This is a genomic window from Mariniphaga sp. (assembly GCF_041687215.1).
Taxonomy (GTDB): domain Bacteria; phylum Bacteroidota; class Bacteroidia; order Bacteroidales; family Prolixibacteraceae; genus Mariniphaga.
The window spans coordinates 1-20,170 of record NZ_JAWLCI010000011.1; the positions used below are offsets into that span (position 1 = coordinate 1).

16 protein-coding genes are annotated in these 20,170 nt (G+C 40.4%); 10 read left to right on the plus strand and 6 right to left on the minus strand.

Annotated features, from left to right (window positions below):
• Positions 1-67: 67 nt before the first annotated feature.
• Genes ACESMA_RS06215 through ACESMA_RS06230 form a run of 4 tightly spaced genes read right to left on the minus strand, consistent with a single transcriptional unit; the run spans position 68 to position 4,695 of the window.
• Positions 68-391: a type II toxin-antitoxin system PemK/MazF family toxin gene (locus ACESMA_RS06215; RefSeq protein ID WP_372947913.1), complete on the minus strand. Its 324-nt coding sequence runs from the start codon at positions 389-391 to the stop codon at positions 68-70.
• Positions 388-612 (minus strand): hypothetical protein, encoded by a 225-nt coding sequence (locus ACESMA_RS06220; RefSeq protein ID WP_372947914.1) that lies wholly within the window; start codon positions 610-612, stop codon positions 388-390. The genes ACESMA_RS06215 and ACESMA_RS06220 overlap by 4 nt, the downstream gene beginning before the upstream one ends.
• A 46-nt stretch (positions 613-658) precedes the next feature.
• Positions 659-1,951 (minus strand): 2-oxoglutarate dehydrogenase complex dihydrolipoyllysine-residue succinyltransferase, encoded by a 1,293-nt coding sequence (odhB, locus tag ACESMA_RS06225; RefSeq protein ID WP_372947915.1) that lies wholly within the window; start codon positions 1,949-1,951, stop codon positions 659-661.
• An 11-nt stretch (positions 1,952-1,962) separates the two neighbouring features.
• Positions 1,963-4,695, minus strand: coding sequence for a 2-oxoglutarate dehydrogenase E1 component (locus ACESMA_RS06230; protein ID WP_372947916.1), 2,733 nt, complete (start codon positions 4,693-4,695; stop codon positions 1,963-1,965).
• 202 nt (positions 4,696-4,897) lie between these two features.
• On the opposite strand from ACESMA_RS06230, the gene ACESMA_RS06235 reads away from it, so the two are divergent.
• From ACESMA_RS06235 to ACESMA_RS06255, 5 genes are all read left to right on the plus strand, one after another.
• On the plus strand, positions 4,898-5,524 hold the full coding sequence (locus ACESMA_RS06235) for a Crp/Fnr family transcriptional regulator (protein ID WP_372947917.1): 627 nt from the start codon (positions 4,898-4,900) through the stop codon (positions 5,522-5,524).
• Between the two features lie 81 nt (positions 5,525-5,605).
• Entirely contained in the window at positions 5,606-5,803 is a 198-nt protein-coding gene (locus ACESMA_RS06240) for a DUF2892 domain-containing protein (RefSeq protein WP_372947990.1), read from the plus strand.
• A gap of 80 nt (positions 5,804-5,883) precedes the next feature.
• Entirely contained in the window at positions 5,884-7,479 is a 1,596-nt protein-coding gene (locus ACESMA_RS06245; RefSeq protein WP_372947918.1) for a T9SS type A sorting domain-containing protein, read from the plus strand.
• Positions 7,480-7,487: 8 nt separating this feature from the next.
• Entirely contained in the window at positions 7,488-8,318 is an 831-nt protein-coding gene (locus ACESMA_RS06250; protein WP_372947919.1) for a DUF5777 family beta-barrel protein, read from the plus strand.
• A gap of 1 nt (position 8,319) precedes the next feature.
• The gene (locus ACESMA_RS06255) at positions 8,320-8,751 is read left to right on the plus strand and encodes a ubiquinol-cytochrome c reductase iron-sulfur subunit (RefSeq protein ID WP_372947920.1); all 432 of its coding nucleotides are present in this window, start codon (positions 8,320-8,322) and stop codon (positions 8,749-8,751) included.
• Between the two features lie 4 nt (positions 8,752-8,755).
• Here ACESMA_RS06255 and ACESMA_RS06260 read toward each other — a convergent pair whose 3' ends face one another.
• Positions 8,756-9,022 (minus strand): cupin domain-containing protein, encoded by a 267-nt coding sequence (locus ACESMA_RS06260; protein WP_372947921.1) that lies wholly within the window; start codon positions 9,020-9,022, stop codon positions 8,756-8,758.
• Between the two features lie 174 nt (positions 9,023-9,196).
• On the opposite strand from ACESMA_RS06260, the gene ACESMA_RS06265 reads away from it, so the two are divergent.
• From ACESMA_RS06265 to nifJ, 5 genes are all read left to right on the plus strand, one after another.
• On the plus strand, positions 9,197-9,790 hold the full coding sequence (locus ACESMA_RS06265) for a class I SAM-dependent methyltransferase (protein WP_372947922.1): 594 nt from the start codon (positions 9,197-9,199) through the stop codon (positions 9,788-9,790).
• 46 nt (positions 9,791-9,836) lie between these two features.
• Entirely contained in the window at positions 9,837-11,984 is a 2,148-nt protein-coding gene (locus ACESMA_RS06270) for a carbohydrate binding family 9 domain-containing protein (protein WP_372947923.1), read from the plus strand.
• A gap of 340 nt (positions 11,985-12,324) precedes the next feature.
• A complete protein-coding gene (gene rho / locus ACESMA_RS06275) occupies positions 12,325-14,184 on the plus strand; it encodes a transcription termination factor Rho (RefSeq protein ID WP_372947924.1) in 1,860 nt (619 codons plus the stop codon).
• A gap of 149 nt (positions 14,185-14,333) precedes the next feature.
• The gene (locus ACESMA_RS06280; protein ID WP_372947925.1) at positions 14,334-15,509 is read left to right on the plus strand and encodes an ATP-binding protein; all 1,176 of its coding nucleotides are present in this window, start codon (positions 14,334-14,336) and stop codon (positions 15,507-15,509) included.
• Between the two features lie 49 nt (positions 15,510-15,558).
• Positions 15,559-19,110 carry a pyruvate:ferredoxin (flavodoxin) oxidoreductase gene (gene nifJ, locus ACESMA_RS06285; RefSeq protein ID WP_372947926.1) on the plus strand — a complete coding sequence of 1,184 codons (3,552 nt, stop codon included), beginning with the start codon at positions 15,559-15,561 and terminating at the stop codon, positions 19,108-19,110.
• Positions 19,111-19,221: 111 nt separating this feature from the next.
• On the opposite strand, the gene ACESMA_RS06290 is transcribed toward nifJ, so the two are convergent.
• On the minus strand, positions 19,222-20,022 hold the full coding sequence (locus ACESMA_RS06290; RefSeq protein WP_372947927.1) for a class I SAM-dependent methyltransferase: 801 nt from the start codon (positions 20,020-20,022) through the stop codon (positions 19,222-19,224).
• Positions 20,023-20,170: the final 148 nt, after the last annotated feature.

Below are 20,170 nucleotides of genomic sequence, written 5' to 3' on the forward strand. Positions count from 1 at the left end.
AACAGTCGTAAAATCCAACAGGTGGAAAGGATTTTGGAATGAATTTTCTGAAAGGTATTATACAAAATTAACTGCGTAATATGAGAACTGCACCCAAAGTTTTTAACTCAGATTCCGTTAATCTTCCTAATTCAGCAATGATGTCTTCTCTTTTAACGGTTACAATTCTGTCAGCTTTAACCACTGATTTAACCCGAAGCTGATTTGATCCTCCCGGAAAAACAACAAATTCCCTGGGCGATTTTTTAGCAGAAACTACAGAACTTATTGCAGATACCAAAACATCCTTATATCTATCTGCTGTTTCTGTAATAACAGCTGCTGGTCGAACCTTTTTTTGATTGAATTCTGCAAAAGGAAAAGGAATCAAAATGATATCGCCGATTGTCATTTCTTATCCCTTTTTTGAGGTATGTAGTCCTGATAAATGTCTTCTGCTGTATTTTTCCAAAAATCAAAACTTTCAGTCCGGGATGAAAAATCACGAATCTCCTGTTCATCATCAGTTACCTCTTCAAGAAAAGTGACAACTACTCTGTACTTTTTATTCTTGTTAACCGGTTCAATGATTTTCACCCGTTTTCCATCGTATATACCACGTACTGCAAACATTTTTTTGTTCAAATATACTGAATATTATAATTATAAGTGAAGCCGCTTATATCCCAAGCAGCATTTTCCCGGCATCTTTTCCACCGGTCAACAAACGTTCCGGATTTTCAATAAACTCTTTCACTTTTACCAAAAAACCGACTGAGTCTTTCCCATCGATGATGCGGTGATCGTAAGACAAGGCAATGTACATCATGGGACGGATGACCACCTGCCCGTTTACGGCAACCGGCCGCTCCTGAATGTTGTGCATGCCCAGAATAGCCGACTGTGGCGGGTTGATAATGGGTGTTGAAAGCAGTGAACCAAAAACGCCGCCGTTGGTGATGGTAAATGTGCCACCACTCAGTTCATCAACCGATATTTTTTTGTTTCGGGCTTTTTCGGCCAGGTCTTTAATTTCCAGCTCAATCTGCGGAATGGATTTACTTTCGGCATTTCGAACAATGGGAACCATTAATCCTTTGGGTGTGGAAACCGCGATGCCCACATCCACAAACTTTGGAGAAACAATTTCATCGCCGTCGAGCTGAGCATTTACCATGGGATGAAAATCCATGGCCAGCGCCACTGCTTTGGTAAAAAACGACATGAAGCCCAGTTTAAAGCCGTGTTTCTCCACAAACTGCTGCTGATATTTTTTGCGCAACTCCATCACGTTACTCATATCAATTTCGTTGAAGGTTGTCAGCATGGCGGTTTCATTTTTTACAGCCACCAGTCGTTCGCTGAGTTTCCGGCGGAGCGAGGTCATTTTCTTCCGCTCAAGTTCGCGCGATGCTTCTTTTTGAGGGAAGGCGGCATTGCTTCCCGCCGGTGCATTCAAGACGGCCTCCACTTCTTTTTTTCCCAGGCGTTTCAACCCTTTAATTACATCGTCAACCGAAATGCCGTGTTCTTTCATCAGTTCTTTGGCCACAGGCGTAACTTTAACCTGATCGTAATCTTTTGAAATCTTTTCTACTTTTTCCTCTTTTTTTTCAGGAACCGCCGGCCCTTTTTCTAAAGATTCTGGTTCCTTCTTCTTTTTATTTTCCTTTTCGTATTCGAGCGTAGTCTCCTTTTTCTGCGGTTTTTCTTCTTCGGGTTTTTCTTCCGGCTTTACGCTGGTATCTATGGTGCACACCACGGCACCCACTTCAACGGTATCGCCTTCGGCCGATTTAATGGCAATTTTTCCAGCCTCGGCTGCCACAATGGTTAGCGTAGCTTTGTCCGATTCCACTTCGGCAATTTCCTGATCTTTGTGAACCAAGGTACCGTCTTCAACAAGCCATGTGCCTATTTCAACTTCGGTTATGGATTCTCCCGGGCTGGGAACTTTAACTTCTACAATCATTTTTGGTTTTTTTATGTAGCAACAACTTCTTTTTCTTCAAAAACTGAATTTAATATTTTTTCCAGGGCCTGCGTGTGTTTTTCCATTAACCCAACAGCCGGACTTGCACTTTCATTTCGCGCAATTACTTTTAACCCCAGGCAACTGATTTTCCGGTTCAGGAAAGGCCATGCGCCCATATTTTCAGGTTCATCCTGCGCCCAAACCAGGTTTGTTGTGTTATATTTTTTCAGAATCTGGTCGATCTGTTTGTTAGGAATGGGGTAAATCTGCTCCATACGTACAATGGCAACATTCGACATTCCTTTTTCCAACTTATATTTTGCCAAATCATAATATAACCTTCCCGAGGTAAACACAACTTTTTCAACAACTTCCGGATCAGCTATCGGATCGTCAATAATTTCCTGGAAAACACCTTTAGCCAAGTCTTCAACTGTTGAAATTACCTGCGGATGACGCAATAAACTTTTTGGTGTGAAAACGATAAGCGGTAACCTCATTTTCATTTTTACCTGCCTGCGCAACAGATGGAACATATTGGAAGGTGTTGTGGGCACTACAACCTGAATGTTGTTGTTGGCCGACAATTCGAGAAACCGCTCGATACGGCCACTTGAATGTTCAGGTCCCTGGCCCTCGAAACCATGTGGCAAAAGCAAAACCAGGTTATTCATCATTCCCCATTTTTCAAATGCGGAAGTAATATATTGATCAATTACCACCTGAGCCACGTTATTGAAATCGCCAAACTGAGCTTCCCAAATGGTTAACCCGTTTGGTTTGGCAAGGGCATAACCGTACTCAAATCCCATAACGGCATATTCCGAAAGGGGAGAATTATAGACATGAAAAGTAGCCTGGTCTTCAGACACATGCTTCAAGGGAAAATATTTTTCATCTGTTCCATCTATTACAAAAGAAGCATGCCGATGTGCAAAGGTACCTCGTTCTGTGTCCTGTCCGCTTAACCGAACCGGATGGCCTTCTGCTACAAGTGTTCCGTAGGCCAGGAGTTCGGCCATGGCCCAGTCGAGGCGGTCGTCGAGCATCATCATTCGTCGGTCGGACAATATGCGGTTAACCTTTTTAAAGAAGGTTAAATCTTTGGGAAGGCTGTTTATTTTTTCTGCAATTACAAACAACGTTTCAGCTTTTACACCTGTTTTCACCGACTGGTCGAACATCGATTTCTGGGGCATTTCATACGACTGGTATTCGTTGATGAGAAATTTCCGGATTTTCAGCTTATCAATTTTTTCAGATTCCTTGTATTTTTCGTCTAGAAACTTGTCGAAATCTTTTATTTCCTTTCTGGCGTCCTCTTCGGTCAATATCCCAAGTTTTGCAAGTTTTTCGGCATAAATATCACGCGGATTCGGATGTTTCTCAATCGCCTTGTATAAATTGGGTTGTGTAAACCGGGGTTCATCGCCTTCGTTATGTCCGTATTTCCGGTAACAAAGAATATCGATAAATACATCGGTCTGGAATTTCTGTCTGAACTCCATGGCAAGTGTAATGGTAAAAACCAGTGCCTCCACATCATCGCCGTTTACATGAAAAACGGGCGAACGTGTTACTTTGGCCACATCGGTACAATAGGTGCTTGACCGGGCGTCGATGTAAGGTGTTGTAAAACCAACCTGATTGTTAATTACCAAATGAATGGTTCCACCTGTCCGGTAACCGTCGAGCTGCGACATTTGAATGGTTTCGTAAACCACACCCTGAGCTGCCACTGCTGCATCGCCATGGATAATGATTCCTGCCGCTTTACTGTAATCGCTGTCATACACAGAATTGATGCGTGCACGTACCATTCCCTGAACAATGGGACCAACCGCCTCGAGGTGTGAAGGGTTAGGCATTAGTTTCAGTTTCACCTTTTTTCCAAAATCGGTAAGTACCTCACTTTCATAACCCAAATGGTATTTTACATCGCCATGCCAAATGTCTTCCTCGTATTCCTTTCCGTAAAATTCCTTAAAAATACCTTCGTAGGGTTTTTCAAGAATATTGGCTAATATGTTTAGCCTGCCCCGGTGCGCCATTCCCAAAACAAACTCTTCAATGCCCAGTTCGGCTCCGCGTTCAATAACGGCATCGAGTGCAGGAATCAGACTTTCTGCACCTTCAAGTGAAAACCGTTTTTGACCTACAAACTTTTTATGAATATAACTTTCGAAACCGACAGCTATTTTCAAATGATAGAAAATATCCTTTCGTTTTTCCTCAGAAAGCTCCTGCGAATTGCGGCTGCTTTCCATTTTTTCCTTCAGCCACTGAACCACTTCGGGTTTGCGCATATATACATATTCAACCCCAATTGAACGACAATAAGTGGCTTCAAGGTGTTCAATAATATCTTTCAGTTTTGCATGGCCAATACCAATATCGTTTCCAGCCTGAAAGGATGTTTCCAGATCATCCTGACTGAGTCCGAAATTTTCTATATCAAGCGTAGGCACATATTTGCGCCGGGCCCTAACCGGGTTGGTTTTGGTAAACAAATGTCCCCGCTGGCGATATCCGTGAATTAAACCTAATATGGCAAATTCTTTGTTAATATCACCCGCCATATTTAAAGCTTGCTTAACCGGGTAATTTGTGCGGGCCAGCTCAAAACCGGCAAAAAAATGTTGCCAGCTTTTATCCAGTGATTCAGGGTTTTCAAGATATGTTTGATACAGGTCATTAATTGTTTCCTGTTCCTGATTTCCAACCGAAGAAAATTTATCCATTGCTGATTTAAATATTATCCAATAATTGTAAAGAAAAACAACGCATTATTTTTAATGTTTATCAAAAAGTTGCAATTCCATTACAAATTTAATTTTAATTGAATTGAAGACTACGTATAAACATGTTTTCTTTTTTAATTTTATAGCCAATTTCTTACCTTTATAACGGTTTAGATGAAATTAAAAAATCAAATTCCTATTTATGAATCCAGATTCTGATCAATTTTCATCTCTTGATTTTTCTGTCAGATTGCAGGAAGAAATAAAAAAATTTGCCCTGATAAAAGAAGTTCCTCAGAATGCCGAACTTATGCATGAGGGGCAATTTGTTAATATAATTCCAATTGTTCTTAAAGGGTTAGTTAAAGTGTTTACAAGACATGAAGATAAGGAACTTTTACTTTACTATATTAAACCGGGAGAAACATGTATTATTTCATTTAATGCGGCGCTATCAAATAGTGCAAGTAAAGCTTATGCCGTTTCAGAAGAAGACTCGAAAATACTTTTAATTCCAACTGAAAAAATTTTTGTCTGGATGAAAGAATTCCCTGAGCTGAACTCACTCTTTTTTCAGCAATACAACAACCGGTACAACGAGTTAATTGAAATGGTTAATAAGGTTCTATTCGAGAAAATGGACAAACGGTTGCACGAATATTTAAAAACAAAGTCAAAAATATCCCAAAAAAACATTTTAAAAATCTCTCATCAGCAAATTGCCAATGATTTGGGAACCGCAAGAGAAGTTGTAACGCGTGTATTAAAAAAACTCGAACACGAAAAAAAAGTAATTCAGGTCAAGGATGGGATAAAAGTTTTAAGGTAGTGACCGTGGTCACAGCATTTTAGTTCAAATAGGACTAATTTTGAAACAAATCATAAATTTTTTTCAATTATGAAAAGAAATATGGGGATTGCCGACAGAATTATCAGGGCCTTAATTGCTCTGACTTTTGCAGTTTTATATTTTACAGGAATTATTGAGGGAACTGTTGGAATAGTGCTGCTTATAGTTTCTGTAATTTTTTTGTTTACAAGCTTAACGAGTTTTTGTCCGGTTTACTGGCCATTTGGAATTAGAACCTGTGCTAAACAAAAAGATTAAGCGGACATCTGGTTTTTTTCAAAAAAATAAGGATATTAATATCTTTATTTATTATTTAAAACATTTTAAAAAAATATTCTATGAAAACAATTTTTACATTTTCAAAACAAATCCTGCGGAATGGGATAATCATTTCCGCATTGATGTTATTGACCTTTTCTCAACTGGTTGCTCAATCGAAGCATATAGTTGAAGTAACTCAAAATGTATTCACACCCAACGAACTTGAAATAAATACTGGCGATACGGTTGAATGGAGAAACACAGATGGTTATCACAATGTAAACGGTACTACCGAAACGTATCCTTCAAACCCTGAATCTTTTGGAAACGATCCTGGCTCAGGTTGGACTTACAGTCACGTTTTTACCATTGCCGGCGAATACGATTACCAGTGTGATCCGCATGTAGGATTGGGAATGGTTGGGGAAATAGTAGTAAAAGAAGCTGACGATAATGGTGAAAAACACATGCTTTCCATTCATTTTACAGGCATGAACCCACACATCGGACAAAACCTTCGGCTTGCAGTAATTGAAAAGAATTCCGGGATGGAAATCTCAAGATTGGATACTATTGCTGAAGCAGAATTTATGGTGCAAGTTTTCGGAATTGAAAACGGAAATTCCTATAATGTCGATTTTTATGCCGACCACAATTCAAACGGAATGTATGACGCTCCACCAACCGACCATGCGTGGAGACTCGATCTGGACGATGTGATGGGCGACACCACGCTCAATTTTGCCCACAATACTGACTTCACGGACATCATGTGGCAAAACAGACTGACTGTTCATTTCACGGGGATGAACCCGCATGTGGGGCAAGACATTTGGCTGGCAGTTACCGATAAAACTTCGGGAATGGAAGTGGACCGTGTTAAAACCACTGCCGATGTTGATTTCATGGTTCATATTTTCGGAATTGAAAACGGAATGTCGTATAACGTCGATTTTTTTGCCGACCACAATTCAAACGGAATGTATGACGCTCCACCAACCGACCATGCATGGAGGCTCGATCTGGACGATGTGATGGGCGACACCACGCTTAATTTTGCCCACAATACTGACTTCACAGATATTATGTGGCAAAACAGACTGACTGTTCATTTCACCGGGATGAACCCGCATGTGGGGCAAGATTTCTGGATAGGCCTGGTTGACCAGGAATCAGGAAATTTAACTGACAGTATTGAAATGACAGCATCAGTTGATTTTATGGTACATTTTTACGGAATTGAAAACGGAATGTCGTATAACGTTGATTTTTATGCCGACCACAACCGAAATGGTATGTACGATGCGCCGCCTGCCGACCATGCCTGGAGGCTCGAACTTGAAAACGTAACGGGCGATACCACACTGACATTTGCACACAACACCAACTTTACAGATATTTTTGAGACCACCTCCATTTCAGAAATAGGTATGAACCGGCTCAAAATGTATCCAAACCCGGCTACTGACATTGTTTCAATTGAAATGAATCAACAAAATTTAAGAGATTTCACCCTTTCAATTTATGATATTACGGGGAAACTAAATCATATAGAAACAATTCATTCGAACAATAAAATTGAGTTCAGTGTTCTGCATTTAAAACGTGGGGTGTATTTTGTTGAATTAAAAACAAACAACCTGCGGGAAACATTGAAGTTGATAAAAAAATAAAATCAGATATGAAGATATTCCTGTTTTCAGTGCTGTATTTTTTGTTTGTGCTAAATTTAGGTGCCCAAGATGAATCTGAGGAAGTAAAAATCATAGAGCATGCTTTTCAGGGAACCCGGTTTGTGAATGAGCAATCAGTAAACCTGGCCGATCAGGGTGAATTACGCCTTTATATTCAACACCGATTTGGAGAAATTGACGGAGGTTTGTATGAGCTTTTTGGTTTGGACCAGGCGACCATGCGGTTGGGTTTCGAATACGGACTTGGAAAAAATCTGAATGTGGGTTTTGGCCGAAGTACCTATTTAAAAACGTATGATGTATATGCCAAAGGAAGAATTGCCGGACAAACAGAAACTTTCCCGCTATCCATTGGCCTGGTAGCTGCCGGTTCAATACCCACACTCCGCAATTTTCCTGATAATGAAAACAACTTTTCTTCAAAATTCTCGGGTAACATTCAACTTCTGCTGGCCAAAACTATGGGGCCTGTTGGATTACAGGTTTCCCCCGGTTATTTGAAAACAGGATATTTGCTTTTTGAAGAAAAAGCCGTTTCAACATTTACAGCCGGTTTTGCAGGCTCAATGAGAATTTCGTCCAAAGTTTCTGCAAATATTGAGTACCTCTATCCTTTTACGGATAAGTTACCGGGTTCAAATCCCCTGTCATTGGGAGTTGACATCAATACAGGAGGCCACCTGTTTCAGCTAATTTTATCCAATTCTCAGCAAATTTTCACCCAGGGACTGTACACAGCCACCCACGGAAACTGGGGTGATGGAAAATTGTTTTTTGGTTTTAACCTTATTCGTGAATTCAGAATTAAATATTACTAAAATGGAAAGAAAAGATTTTATACAGAAATTTGCAATCGGGGGTAGTATTTTGCTAACCACACCATTGCTCTTCAATGCCTGCAGCGACGGCAACGATGATGTTATGGACGATGAAGAAAATGGCCAAAATGGCAACGGGATAAAAGTAGATTTAAATAATGCAAGTTTTGCTGCCCTAAAAGATGTTGGAGGCTTTGCATACACCGGTAATATTATTGTTATCCGCTCGGGTGAAAATGCATACATCGCCTTGTCGAAAATTTGCACGCATGAAGGTTGCACGGTAACATACAATCACGCAAACAGTCAGTTGCCATGCCCATGCCATGGTTCAGTTTTTTCTTCTACCGGAGCTGTTGTGAATGGCCCGGCAAATTCAAACTTAAAAACGTATTCGGTTAAAAAGGAGGGAGATATTTTAACAATAACCTGAAAAATTATTCAAAAGTATAATGTTTTTTAATTTTTGATTGAATATCCCAAACACATTCAAGACCTGCCGGAAAAATCAGGTAATCTCCGGGTTTAATGGTAAGCGCATCAAACTCTGATACGATGTTCGCTTCGCCTTCAATAATGAAGCAGTGTTCTGTTTTATCGTAGTACCAGTCGAATTTATCCTCATCGTGCTCCCAGACCGGCCAACCAAAAACGCCAGCCTCTTCAAGTTCCTCCTGGTCGGGTCTTTCAATTTCTATTCTCATCGTTTTACGTTTCTGCAAAAATAAAAAAGAAACCTTTTCAGGTTACTGCAATACCAAATAAAAATGTAATCTATCAATAAAACGCAGAAAATCAGGGTATAAGAATATCACTTTAATTTCATTTTTAAACTTATTCGCCACCATTTTGTTTGAATTTTCATAAAAGAACACAATATGAGCGAATTTTGGAACGAACGATACACATTGAAGGAATATGTTTACGGTACAAAACCCAACGTTTTTTTCAAAACCCAAATCGCCAACTTATCACCGGGTAAAATTCTTTTTCCCGCCGAAGGAGAAGGAAGAAATGCGGTTTATGCAGCCAGGTTGGGTTGGGATGTTTATGCATTTGACAGCAGCATTGAAGCCAGAAAGAAAGCTTATTTGCTGGCTAAAGATCATGCCGTTGGGATTAAATACGAATTGAACGATATAGAAACTGCAGAATATCCTTCGGATTTTTTTGATTGCATCGTATTAATATTTGCTCATTTTCATCCTTTCGAAAGAAATTATTTTCATAACAGGTTGCTTTCATTTTTAAAGCCCGGAGGCACCATAATTCTTGAAGGTTTTTCGAAAAAACAATTGCAATTTAGTTCCGGGGGTCCCAGAACTGTTGAAATGCTTTTTTCTGAAGAAGAAATTCAAAATGATTTTAAACTCTTGTCGAAATTGGAGTTGGAAGAAGCAGAAATAATTTTGGATGAAGGAAAATTTCACCAGGGATCTGCATCTGTAATCAGAATGGTTGGTGAAAAATAGCTTGTTTTTATTATTTTAGCCCCTTCATTTTAAAAAACCAACGCTTTTGAAAACAAGGTTTTTCCTGTCATGGATCTTATTAATATCCTTCCAAATTGTATTAGCGCAACCTGTAATTCAGGCTGTAAGAATTGATACCCCTCCCCACATCGACGGAAATGTGATGGAGGAAGTTTGGGACGAAGCATTTGTTGTGAGCGATTTTTACCAGCGCGAACCCAATTTAGGGGCGCCGGTTTCCAAAAAAACTGAATTTCTGGTTTGTTACGACGAGCACAACATTTATTTTGCTGTTAAATGCTGGGACGATCCCAAAAAGATTACTGCAAAAGAAATGGCCCGCGATGTGAGCTTGGGAAACGACGACAGGATTCAGATTATTTTAGATACTTACCTCGACAAACGTAATGGTTACTGGTTTCAGATTGGCCCGCGCGGTTCCATTGGCGATGCACTTATTAGTGAGAACGGGGCAGTATTTAATAAAGAATGGGACGGATTATGGACAGGCAAAGCCAGTATAAAAGATTACGGTTGGGAAGCCGAGGTGGCTATACCGTTTAAATCCATGGGGTTCGACAAATCGAACACAAAATGGGGGATTAAATACATCCGGCATATTGTGAGCAATATCGAATCATCTTACTGGCCCGAGGCCAACCTGAACACACATAAATTTCAGGTTTCCGACGCTGCCGTTTTAGACGAAATAAAAGATATTACCCAGGGAATTGGGCTCGATATTTCACCTTACCTTGTTACAGGCCTCGATACAAAAAAAGGGGAAAAGAATGATCCCAAACTTACCGGAGGAGTCGATCTTTTTTACCAGATTACACCCAGTCTGCGCTCGTCGCTTACCATAAATACCGACTTTGCCGAAACCGAAGTGGATGACCGCCAGATTAATCTCACCCGGTTCAGCCTTCATTTTCCTGAAAAACGGGACTTCTTTTTAAATGGCGCCAATTATTTTCAGTTTGGAATTGAAGGTGATGATAACAGCCCTGCATCAAAACGGCTTATTCCATTTTTTTCGCGCAGAATGGGACTCGATGAAAACGGCCTGCCCATTCCTATTAATTATGGTGCAAAACTTGCAGGGCAACATAAAAACTGGAATATTGGCATGTTGCACATGAACGACGAACGGCAAGTTGGCAACCAGAACTTTTCGGTAATGCGTATTTCCCATAATCTTGGGAAACAATCAGCAATTGGTTTAATTGGTACACATGGAAATGCACTGGCCGATTCAACCAACATGTTGGCCGGCGCCGATATGAAACTTTCCACTTCCACCTTTCAGGGAAATAAAAATATTACACTCGCGCTGTTTGGTTTAAAATCGAATACCAGAAATATGGAAGGAGACAATGGAGCCTGGGGCGCTCAGTTTTCGTATCCTAATGATTTGGTAAATGCCCGGTTGGGACATCATCAAATAGGGAAAAATTTTATTGCCGGAATGGGGTTTGTGCCCCGCACCAATATTAAAGAAAGTTACGGCGAACTGGAATTTGGCCCCCGGCCCGGTAAATGGGGAATTATGCAACTTCAGTTTGGTGCAACGTTTAATTATATTCAAAATCTGGAAAACAAAAATCGCGAATCCCGTGAAATAAACCTAAAACCACTGGGAATCCGGTTCTTTTCAGGAGAGGAAATCAGCTATTCAATAATTAATCAATATGAATTTCTGTATGCTGATTTTAATATTTTCCAGGATATAAGCATTGAGCAAAAAGGTTACGAATGGTGGCGCCACGAAATTGAACTTAAAACCAAGGGTGCCCGAAATATTTGGGGAGAAGCGACTTACGGTTTTGGCCAGTTTTATCACGGTACACGCGAAGACATTATTATGAAAGCCAACTGGAAAGTGGCTGTACCTTTTTTTCTTGGCGGGTCTTTTATTCAAAATCATGTTGAACTTCCGGATGGAAATTTCACTGCAAACATTTACCAGTTGAACGCCAACATTTTGGTTAGCCCCGATATCACGTTATATAATTTTGTACAATACGACAATGCCAGTAAAAACGCAGGCTGGCAATCGCGTTTTCAATGGATTTTAAAACCCGGGAATGAAATAATAATCGCCTGGAATACACTGTTCTTAAGAACCGTTAGCCCGTTTTTTATGGATGAAAGTGCCCTGCGGTTAAAATTGAAATACAATATCAGGTTCTGAAAAGTAAAACAAATTCACTTTTTATCCGTTTTAAAATAAATCTTACTTTAAAAATCAAAACTTTTATTCAGGGTAATCGTAAAAAACGTTAGTTAATAACCTGACGAAACTAAATTGCCAGTTTCCAAAACAAAATTGAAAGACATAAACGTTCTAATATTAAATTAGTTGCATAAAAACCGGATATGAATTAAAAAAAGATTTGTAATTTTTGGAATGTGGTAAGTATTTGTTATACTTGCAGCCGAATTTCAACAATTTCTCGTCTCCATTTTATTTGTTCCAAATAGATTATCAAAATAAGTTTTAATCAGGATAAGAGAATAATAACATTTATACAATGTACGACATTTTAGAATTGAATAAAAAACTCGTCCCTGAATTGCGCGATATTGCAAAGGGACTAAACATCAAACGCGTAGAATCTTACAAAAAACAGGATCTGATATATAAGATTCTTGATACGCAAGCCATTCAGGAAGCAGAAAAAAATGTAAAAAAGAATAATCCGAAAGATCAACCCGATCAGAAAAAGGAAGAACGTTCGACATTCAAGAATTTTTTGCGAAAAAAACAAGATACTCCGAAGGATAGTGAGAGTCAAAAAGACAAAGATGCACGTCGCGGCAGGAGACCACGCCGGGACAGAGCTGAACCGGTAACCAATACCCAGCGTATTGAGGCGAAGGATAAAAAATCGGATAATAGTGATGATTCGATTGAAACCCGACAGGACCAGATAAAAGCCATTATTAAAGGGTACAGCGAAAAGTCGAAAAATTCAAAAACCGACGATAAACCAAAAAACCAGCAAGCTCAACCTCCCGAAAAAGAGAAGACTGAATCACCCGTGGTTAAACACCAGGAGGAGAAAAAAGAGAATCAAAAACCGGTAATTAAAAAAGCTGAACAACCTGAACAAAAGCCTGCTGAGGAAGAAAATGTTCAACAGAACAATAAAGAACAGGAAAAGAAAAAATTCCACAAAAAAGAATATAAAGAGCAGAAACCTTATCAGAATAAACAACAAAACGGGAATCAATCTTCAGGCAAAAGTAGTAACAGCAAATTTTACGAGTTTGACGGAATAGTAACCAATACCGGGGTTTTGGAAATATTGCAGGATGGTTACGGATTTCTTCGTTCATCAGATTTCAATTACCTGAACTCACCCGATGATGTTTATGTTTCGCAATCGCAAATAAAACTGTTTGGGTTAAAAACCGGTGATACAGTTACCGGTACCATCAGGCCACCAAAAGAGGGGGAAAAATATTTTCCGCTTATTAAAGTATTGGAAATTAACGGCAGAAGTCCGCAATACATTCGCGACCGGGTACCGTTCGACCACCTGACACCGCTTTTCCCCGAAGAAAAATTTGAACTAACAGGAAACGGACACGATAACATTTCCACAAGGGTGGTTGATATGTTTGCCCCCATTGGAAAAGGCCAGCGCGGATTAATTGTGGCACAACCCAAAACCGGTAAAACCGTTTTACTGAAAGAAATTGCGAATGCCATTGCAGCCAACAACCCGGAAGTTTACATGATAGTTTTACTTATTGATGAGCGCCCGGAAGAAGTAACAGACATGGCACGAAGCGTTAATGCAGAAGTAGTTGCCTCAACCTTTGATGAACCGGCCGACAAACATGTTAAAGTTGCCAATATTGTTTTGGAAAAAGCAAAACGACTGGTTGAATGCGGACACGATGTGGTTATTCTACTCGATTCCATTACACGTTTAGCACGCGCATACAATACTGTGCAGCCAGCTTCAGGTAAAGTTCTTTCCGGTGGTGTTGATGCAAATGCACTGCACAAACCCAAAAGATTTTTCGGAGCAGCGCGAAACATTGAAGAAGGTGGTTCGCTCACCATTTTGGCCACAGCACTTACCGATACCGGTTCGAAAATGGATGACGTTATTTTTGAAGAATTTAAAGGAACCGGCAACATGGAATTACAACTCGACCGGAAACTCTCGAACAAACGAATTTTCCCTTCAGTAGATATTCCTGCATCAAGTACTCGCCGCGAAGATTTGCTTATCAAAAAAGAACTTCTCGACAGACTTTGGGTATTGCGCCATTACCTTGGCGACATGAATTCACTGGAAGCAATGGAATTTATGAGAACAAGGCTCATGCGTTCCAATTCAATTGCAGAATTTCTGGCATCGATGAACGACGGCTAAAGATTTAACATTACATACAACTAAAGGAAGCAGGCCAAAAACCTGCTTTTTTATTTTTATCAAATCTAAATTACACAAATTCTTTTTTACTGACATCTTCACATTACAATTTCAGGCAAAAACTGTTATTTTTGCAAGAAAATTACATCTTGGAATATTTTCAAAATACACATAGAACCTTGCTGGAAAGCACCCATCCAACGTTTCGGAGGGAGTTGCAAAAAACCATTGACTGGTCAGACCGTCTTATTTGTATTAAAGGAATAAGGGGTGTGGGCAAAACTACTTTTTTGCTCGACTACCTGAAACAGAAATATCCGAATGATAATTCAGTTTTGTATGTTAATCTGAACAACTTTTACTTTACCCAGCGAACAATAATTTCATTTGCCGATGAATTTGTAAAACGCGGCGGAAAAATTCTTTTGCTCGATCAAATTCAAAAATACCAAAACTGGTCAAAAGAACTCAGGCAATGCTACGAGAGGCTTCCTGGTCTGAAAATTATTTTTACTTCATCGCCTGTATTGCGTATCACCGAAGACAATCCGGACCTGAAGGGGATTGTTAAAGTCAACCATTTGGAAGGACTGTCATTCAGAGAATACTTAAATTACAGCACACAAAACAATTTTCCGGTTTATTCATTAACTGATGTATTAAACCACCACGTTGAAATTGCCGGCGAAATTGTTTCCAAAGTAAGGCCACTCGCCTACTTTGGTGAATACCTTAAAATGGGTATTTACCCTTATTTTATTGACAATCCGAATTTTTATTCCAACCGCCTGCTTAAACATATTAACCTGGCTTTGGAAATAGATGTACCTTATATCAACCAAATTGAATTAAAATATTTGCCAAAACTCAGAAAGCTGTTGCATATCATAGCTTCAGAAACACCTTTTTCGCCAAATGTGAGTAAATTGGCGGCTGATATAAAAACATCGCGTGCAACGGTTATGAATTACCTTCGCTATCTTAAAAATGCGCGGCTTATTCAGTTGCTTTATGCAAACGGAGGTGAAAACGAGTTGAAAAAGCCTGACAAAGTGTATATGCAGAATACAAATCTTTTATATGCCATTGCACCCGAAAATACTGAAAAGGAAAATCTTAGGCATACGTTCTTTTACAATCAGGTAGGTTACGTTAAGCCAATTAACAGTTCAGTAAATGGCAATTTTTTGGTAAACCAAACCTGGAATTTTATAGTTGGAGGCCATAAAACAGAACCGGGAAAGGGGCAATACGCTGCGGCTGATATGATTGAAACCGGAAGCAAAAACAAAATTCCCCTCTGGCTTTTTGGTTTTTTATATTAGAAACAATTCAATACGAAATATTAATTTTTTGAAACAAAGGAGAAAAATAATGGCAAAACAAAAAAAATTTATCACGTGTGACGGGAACTACGCTGCAGCTTACATGAGCTACATGTTTAGTGAAGTTGCTTGTATTTACCCTATTACGCCTTCGTCAACCATGGCCGAATATGTTGATGAATGGGCAGCTTTTGGCAAAAAAAACATGTTTGGACGCCCGATTCGCCTGGCTGAAATGCAGAGCGAAGGAGGTGCAGCCGGAGCGGTTCATGGTGCACTTCAATCGGGTGCATTGGCCACCACCTACACTGCATCGCAAGGTTTACTGCTGATGATTCCGAATATGTACAAAATTGCAGGTGAATTGCTTCCTACAGTTTTTCATGTAAGCGCCCGTGCCATTGCCGGACATGCCCTTTCTATATTTGGCGACCACAGCGATATTTATGCTGCCCGTCAAACAGGATTTGCAATGCTTGCTTCAGGATCGGTGCAGGAAGAAATGGATTTGGCCGGTGTTGCACATTTGGCTACACTTAAATCAAGAGTTCCGTTCCTCGCATTTTTCGATGGTTTCCGTACTTCTCACGAAGTTCAAAAAGTTGAAGCACTACAAATGGAAGATATGATTCCGCTTGTGGATCAGGAGGCATTGCAGGAATTTCGTAACCGTGCCCTGAATCCGGAAAACCCGGTAACCCGTGGAACAGCTCAGAATCCTGATATTTTCTTCCAGGCAAAAGAATCTTCAAACAGGTTTTACGATGCAGTACCTGACATTGTAGAAGGATATATGAAAGAAATTTCCAAACTAACCGGACGTGAATACAACCTGTTCGATTATTATGGTGATCCTGAAGCTGAGAACATCATTATTGCCATGGGCTCAGTTACTGAAACCATTAAAGAAACTATTGATCATTTAGCTTCTCAGGGGAAAAAGGTAGGGATGATTGCTGTTCATCTTTTCCGGCCATTTTCAGTTAAACATTTTTTACAGGCGCTGCCAAAAACGGTAAAACGTATTGCAGTGCTCGATCGTGCCAAGGAACCCGGAGCTGGTGGTGAACCACTTTACCTCGACTTTAAATCTTATTTCTACGGAAAAGAAAATGCGCCCATAATTGTTGGCGGTCGTTATGGTTTGGGATCAAAAGATACCACACCATCTCAAATTCTTTCGGTTTACGAAAACCTTGAAATGAATGAACCGAAAAATGATTTTACTATTGGTATAGTGGATGATGTGACCTTTAAATCACTTCCCCTGAAAGAAGAAATAGACATTACACCCAAAGGAACATACCAGGCTAAATTTTACGGTTTGGGATCTGACGGAACAGTGGGCGCCAACAAAAACTCCATAAAAATTATTGGCGATGCAACCGACAAATTCTGTCAGGGATATTTCCAATACGACTCGAAAAAATCGGGCGGTTTTACCTGCTCGCATTTGCGTTTTGGCGACAAGCCAATCCGTTCAACCTATTTGGTAACCACCCCCGATTTTGTAGCCTGCCATGTTCCGGCCTATCTTCATCTGTACGATGTGCTTAAAGGACTGAAAAAAGGTGGTTCATTCCTGCTTAACTCCATTTGGGACGAAGAGGAAACCAAGCGTCGTTTACCCGATGGTATGAAAAAATACCTGGCAGAAAACGAAATCAAATTTTATATTATTAACGGAACCCAGTTGGGCGAAGATATTGGTTTGGGAACACGTACCAACACCATAATGCAGTCTGCCTTCTTTAAAATTACCGGAGTAATTCCTTATGAAATGGCAGTGGATGAAATGAAAAAAGCCATTGTAAAATCATACGGTAAAAAAGGTGAAAAGGTAGTTAATATGAACTTTGCCGCTGTTGAAGCCGGTGGAAAAAATGTTCACAAAGTTGCCATTCCGTCCGAATGGAAAAACATTGAAGTGAAAGACACCAACGGAACATCAGATCGTCCGGAATATATTGTTAAAGTTGTTGATGCAATTAACGGCCAAAGAGGAGACGATCTACCTGTATCTACATTCGTGGGTGCTGAAGACGGAACTTTCCCGCTGGGAACTGCGGCATACGAAAAACGAGGCATTGCAGTGAGTGTGCCCGAGTGGCAGGCCGAAAACTGTATTCAATGTAATCAGTGTTCTTATGTTTGTCCGCATGCTGCCATCCGCCCCTTCCTGTTAACAGATGAAGAAGTGGAAAAAGCACCGGAAGGAACAGAAACACGTGTTGCCACGCCATCCAAAATGTTTAACGGAATGAGTTTCCGGATTCAGGTAAGTGTACTCGATTGCACCGGCTGCGGTAACTGTGTTGAAGTTTGTCCTTCAAAAGAAAAATCGTTAATTATGAAATCACTTGACTCTCAGCAAGATGAAATTAAGCGTTGGGATTACCTGGTGAATGATATTTCTTTGAAAGAAAAAGTGGTGGACAAAACCAAATCGGTGAAAAACTCGCAGTTTGCGCAACCGCTGTTTGAATTCTCAGGCGCTTGTGCAGGTTGTGGCGAAACGCCATACGTTAAACTCATTACCCAGCTTTATGGCGAACGCATGATGGTGGCCAATGCCACCGGATGTTCATCCATTTACGGAGGTTCTGCACCATCAACTCCGTATTGCAAAAACAAAGACTCGGGTCACGGACCTGCCTGGGCAAATTCACTTTTCGAAGACAATGCCGAATACGGATTTGGATTTTCGGAAGGAGTTAACGCTCAGCGCAACCGGTTGGAAGACATCATGAGAAGTGCATTGTCAAACGGAGCTTCGGATGCTGAAAAAGAAGCATTCCAGCTTTGGCTCGACAATAAAAATGATGGCGACGGTTCTGCAGAAGCTTCTGCTAAAGTATTGGATGCCATTGCCAATAGCGACAGTGATTACGCCAAAGTTATTACCCAACTGAAACAATACCTGGTGAAAAAATCAATTTGGGTGTTTGGCGGCGACGGCTGGGCTTATGATATTGGTTACGGAGGTTTGGACCATGTAATGGCCAGCGGCGAAGATGTAAATGTTTTGGTTATGGATACCGAAGTTTACTCCAATACCGGGGGCCAGTCATCGAAAGCCACACCGGTTGGTGCCGTGGCAAAATTTGCTGCTTCGGGTAAAAAAATCCGAAAAAAAGATTTGGGTGCCATGATGATGACTTACGGTTACGTATATGTAGCTCAAGTTGCCATGGGTGCTAACCAGTCGCAGTACCTGAAAGCGTTGCGCGAGGCCGAATCATACCCGGGACCATCCATCATCATTGCTTACTCTCCTTGTATCAGCCACGGGCTGAGAGCAGGAATGGGCAATACGCAGGATGAAGAAAAGAGGGCTGTTGAATCGGGCTACTGGTCGCTTTTCCGTTACAACCCGCTGTTGGAAAACGAAGGTAAAAATCCGTTCCAACTCGACTCAAAAGAACCCGACTGGAGCAAATTCCAGGGCTTCCTGAATGGCGAAGTGCGTTATACTTCACTGAAAAAATCGTTCCCGGCAGAAGCCGACGAATTATTTAATGCTGCTGAAGAAAATGCAAAATGGAGGCATAATTCATATAAACGTTTGGCAGCCATGGACTTTTCCAAAGTTGAAGAATAAAAACCAAAAATATCCATACGGATTTCAGAACAGAAAATGGCCGGTGCAGCAATGTACCGGCTTTTTTTTCAGAAAAAAACAAGAGCTTTTACCCCTGCCGGAATATTGTAATTACTGCAAAGTTGCATTCCAGTCTTTTATAACTGATTCATTTTTCCCGTGAATTTGAACTATCCCGGTTATTTGTTTGCCTTCAACTCTGCCGCTGTAGATGTACTTTTCACCTGAAGAATGGTTTGCAGCAGTAAAACTAATTCTGTCGCCTTTAAGCAGGTTATTTGTTACTGGCAATATACTATTTCCATCTTTCATTTGCAAATCAATTTCCTGAAATTCCTGGCTGGCAGTCATGGAAAACGATTTTCCGTCAATTTTCCATGCCCACTGGCCTTGAATTTGTGCGGGTATCACCCAAAAATAAATGTCACTGGTTTCTTCCCTGAAAAACTGATCAGGCTTCCAGTTTCCCATGTCAAAATCGTGCGAAACCAGTCGCGAAGCGGGTTTCAGATTTTTAAGCAAATGAGGGCGCAACTGAATGTTTACCGAGTTAAGAAGATACATGGTAACGACACTGGCCCGGCTGAAATCAGCATCAAATATATTTCCTTCAATAAAAATCACTTTGTCCTCAACACCTGCTTTTTTAGCATTTTCCCGCGCCTCCTTAATTCTTCGCGGATCCAGGTCAATGCCATGCCCGTAAGCACCGCGTTTTGCAGCAGCAATTACAATGCGCCCGTCGCCCGAACCCAAATCAATAACATAATCGCCCGGCCCAACCTGGGCCATTTCGAGCATTTTTTCAACCACACTCTCAGGAGTAGGAACGTAGGGCACATCAAGTAGCTGGGCATTTAATTCCCCAATCAGAAAAACAAAAAAGAAAATCGCAGATAAAAACAAACTCATTTTTTTCTTCGACACCTTTATAATTCCCAAAGAATAATTTCTTTCAGTCTTAAAAGTACATGATTCCTTATTCATAACAATTTGATATAATTTATTAAACCGGATAATATTATCAGCTACAAGTTAAAAAAAATACCCATTCAAGACT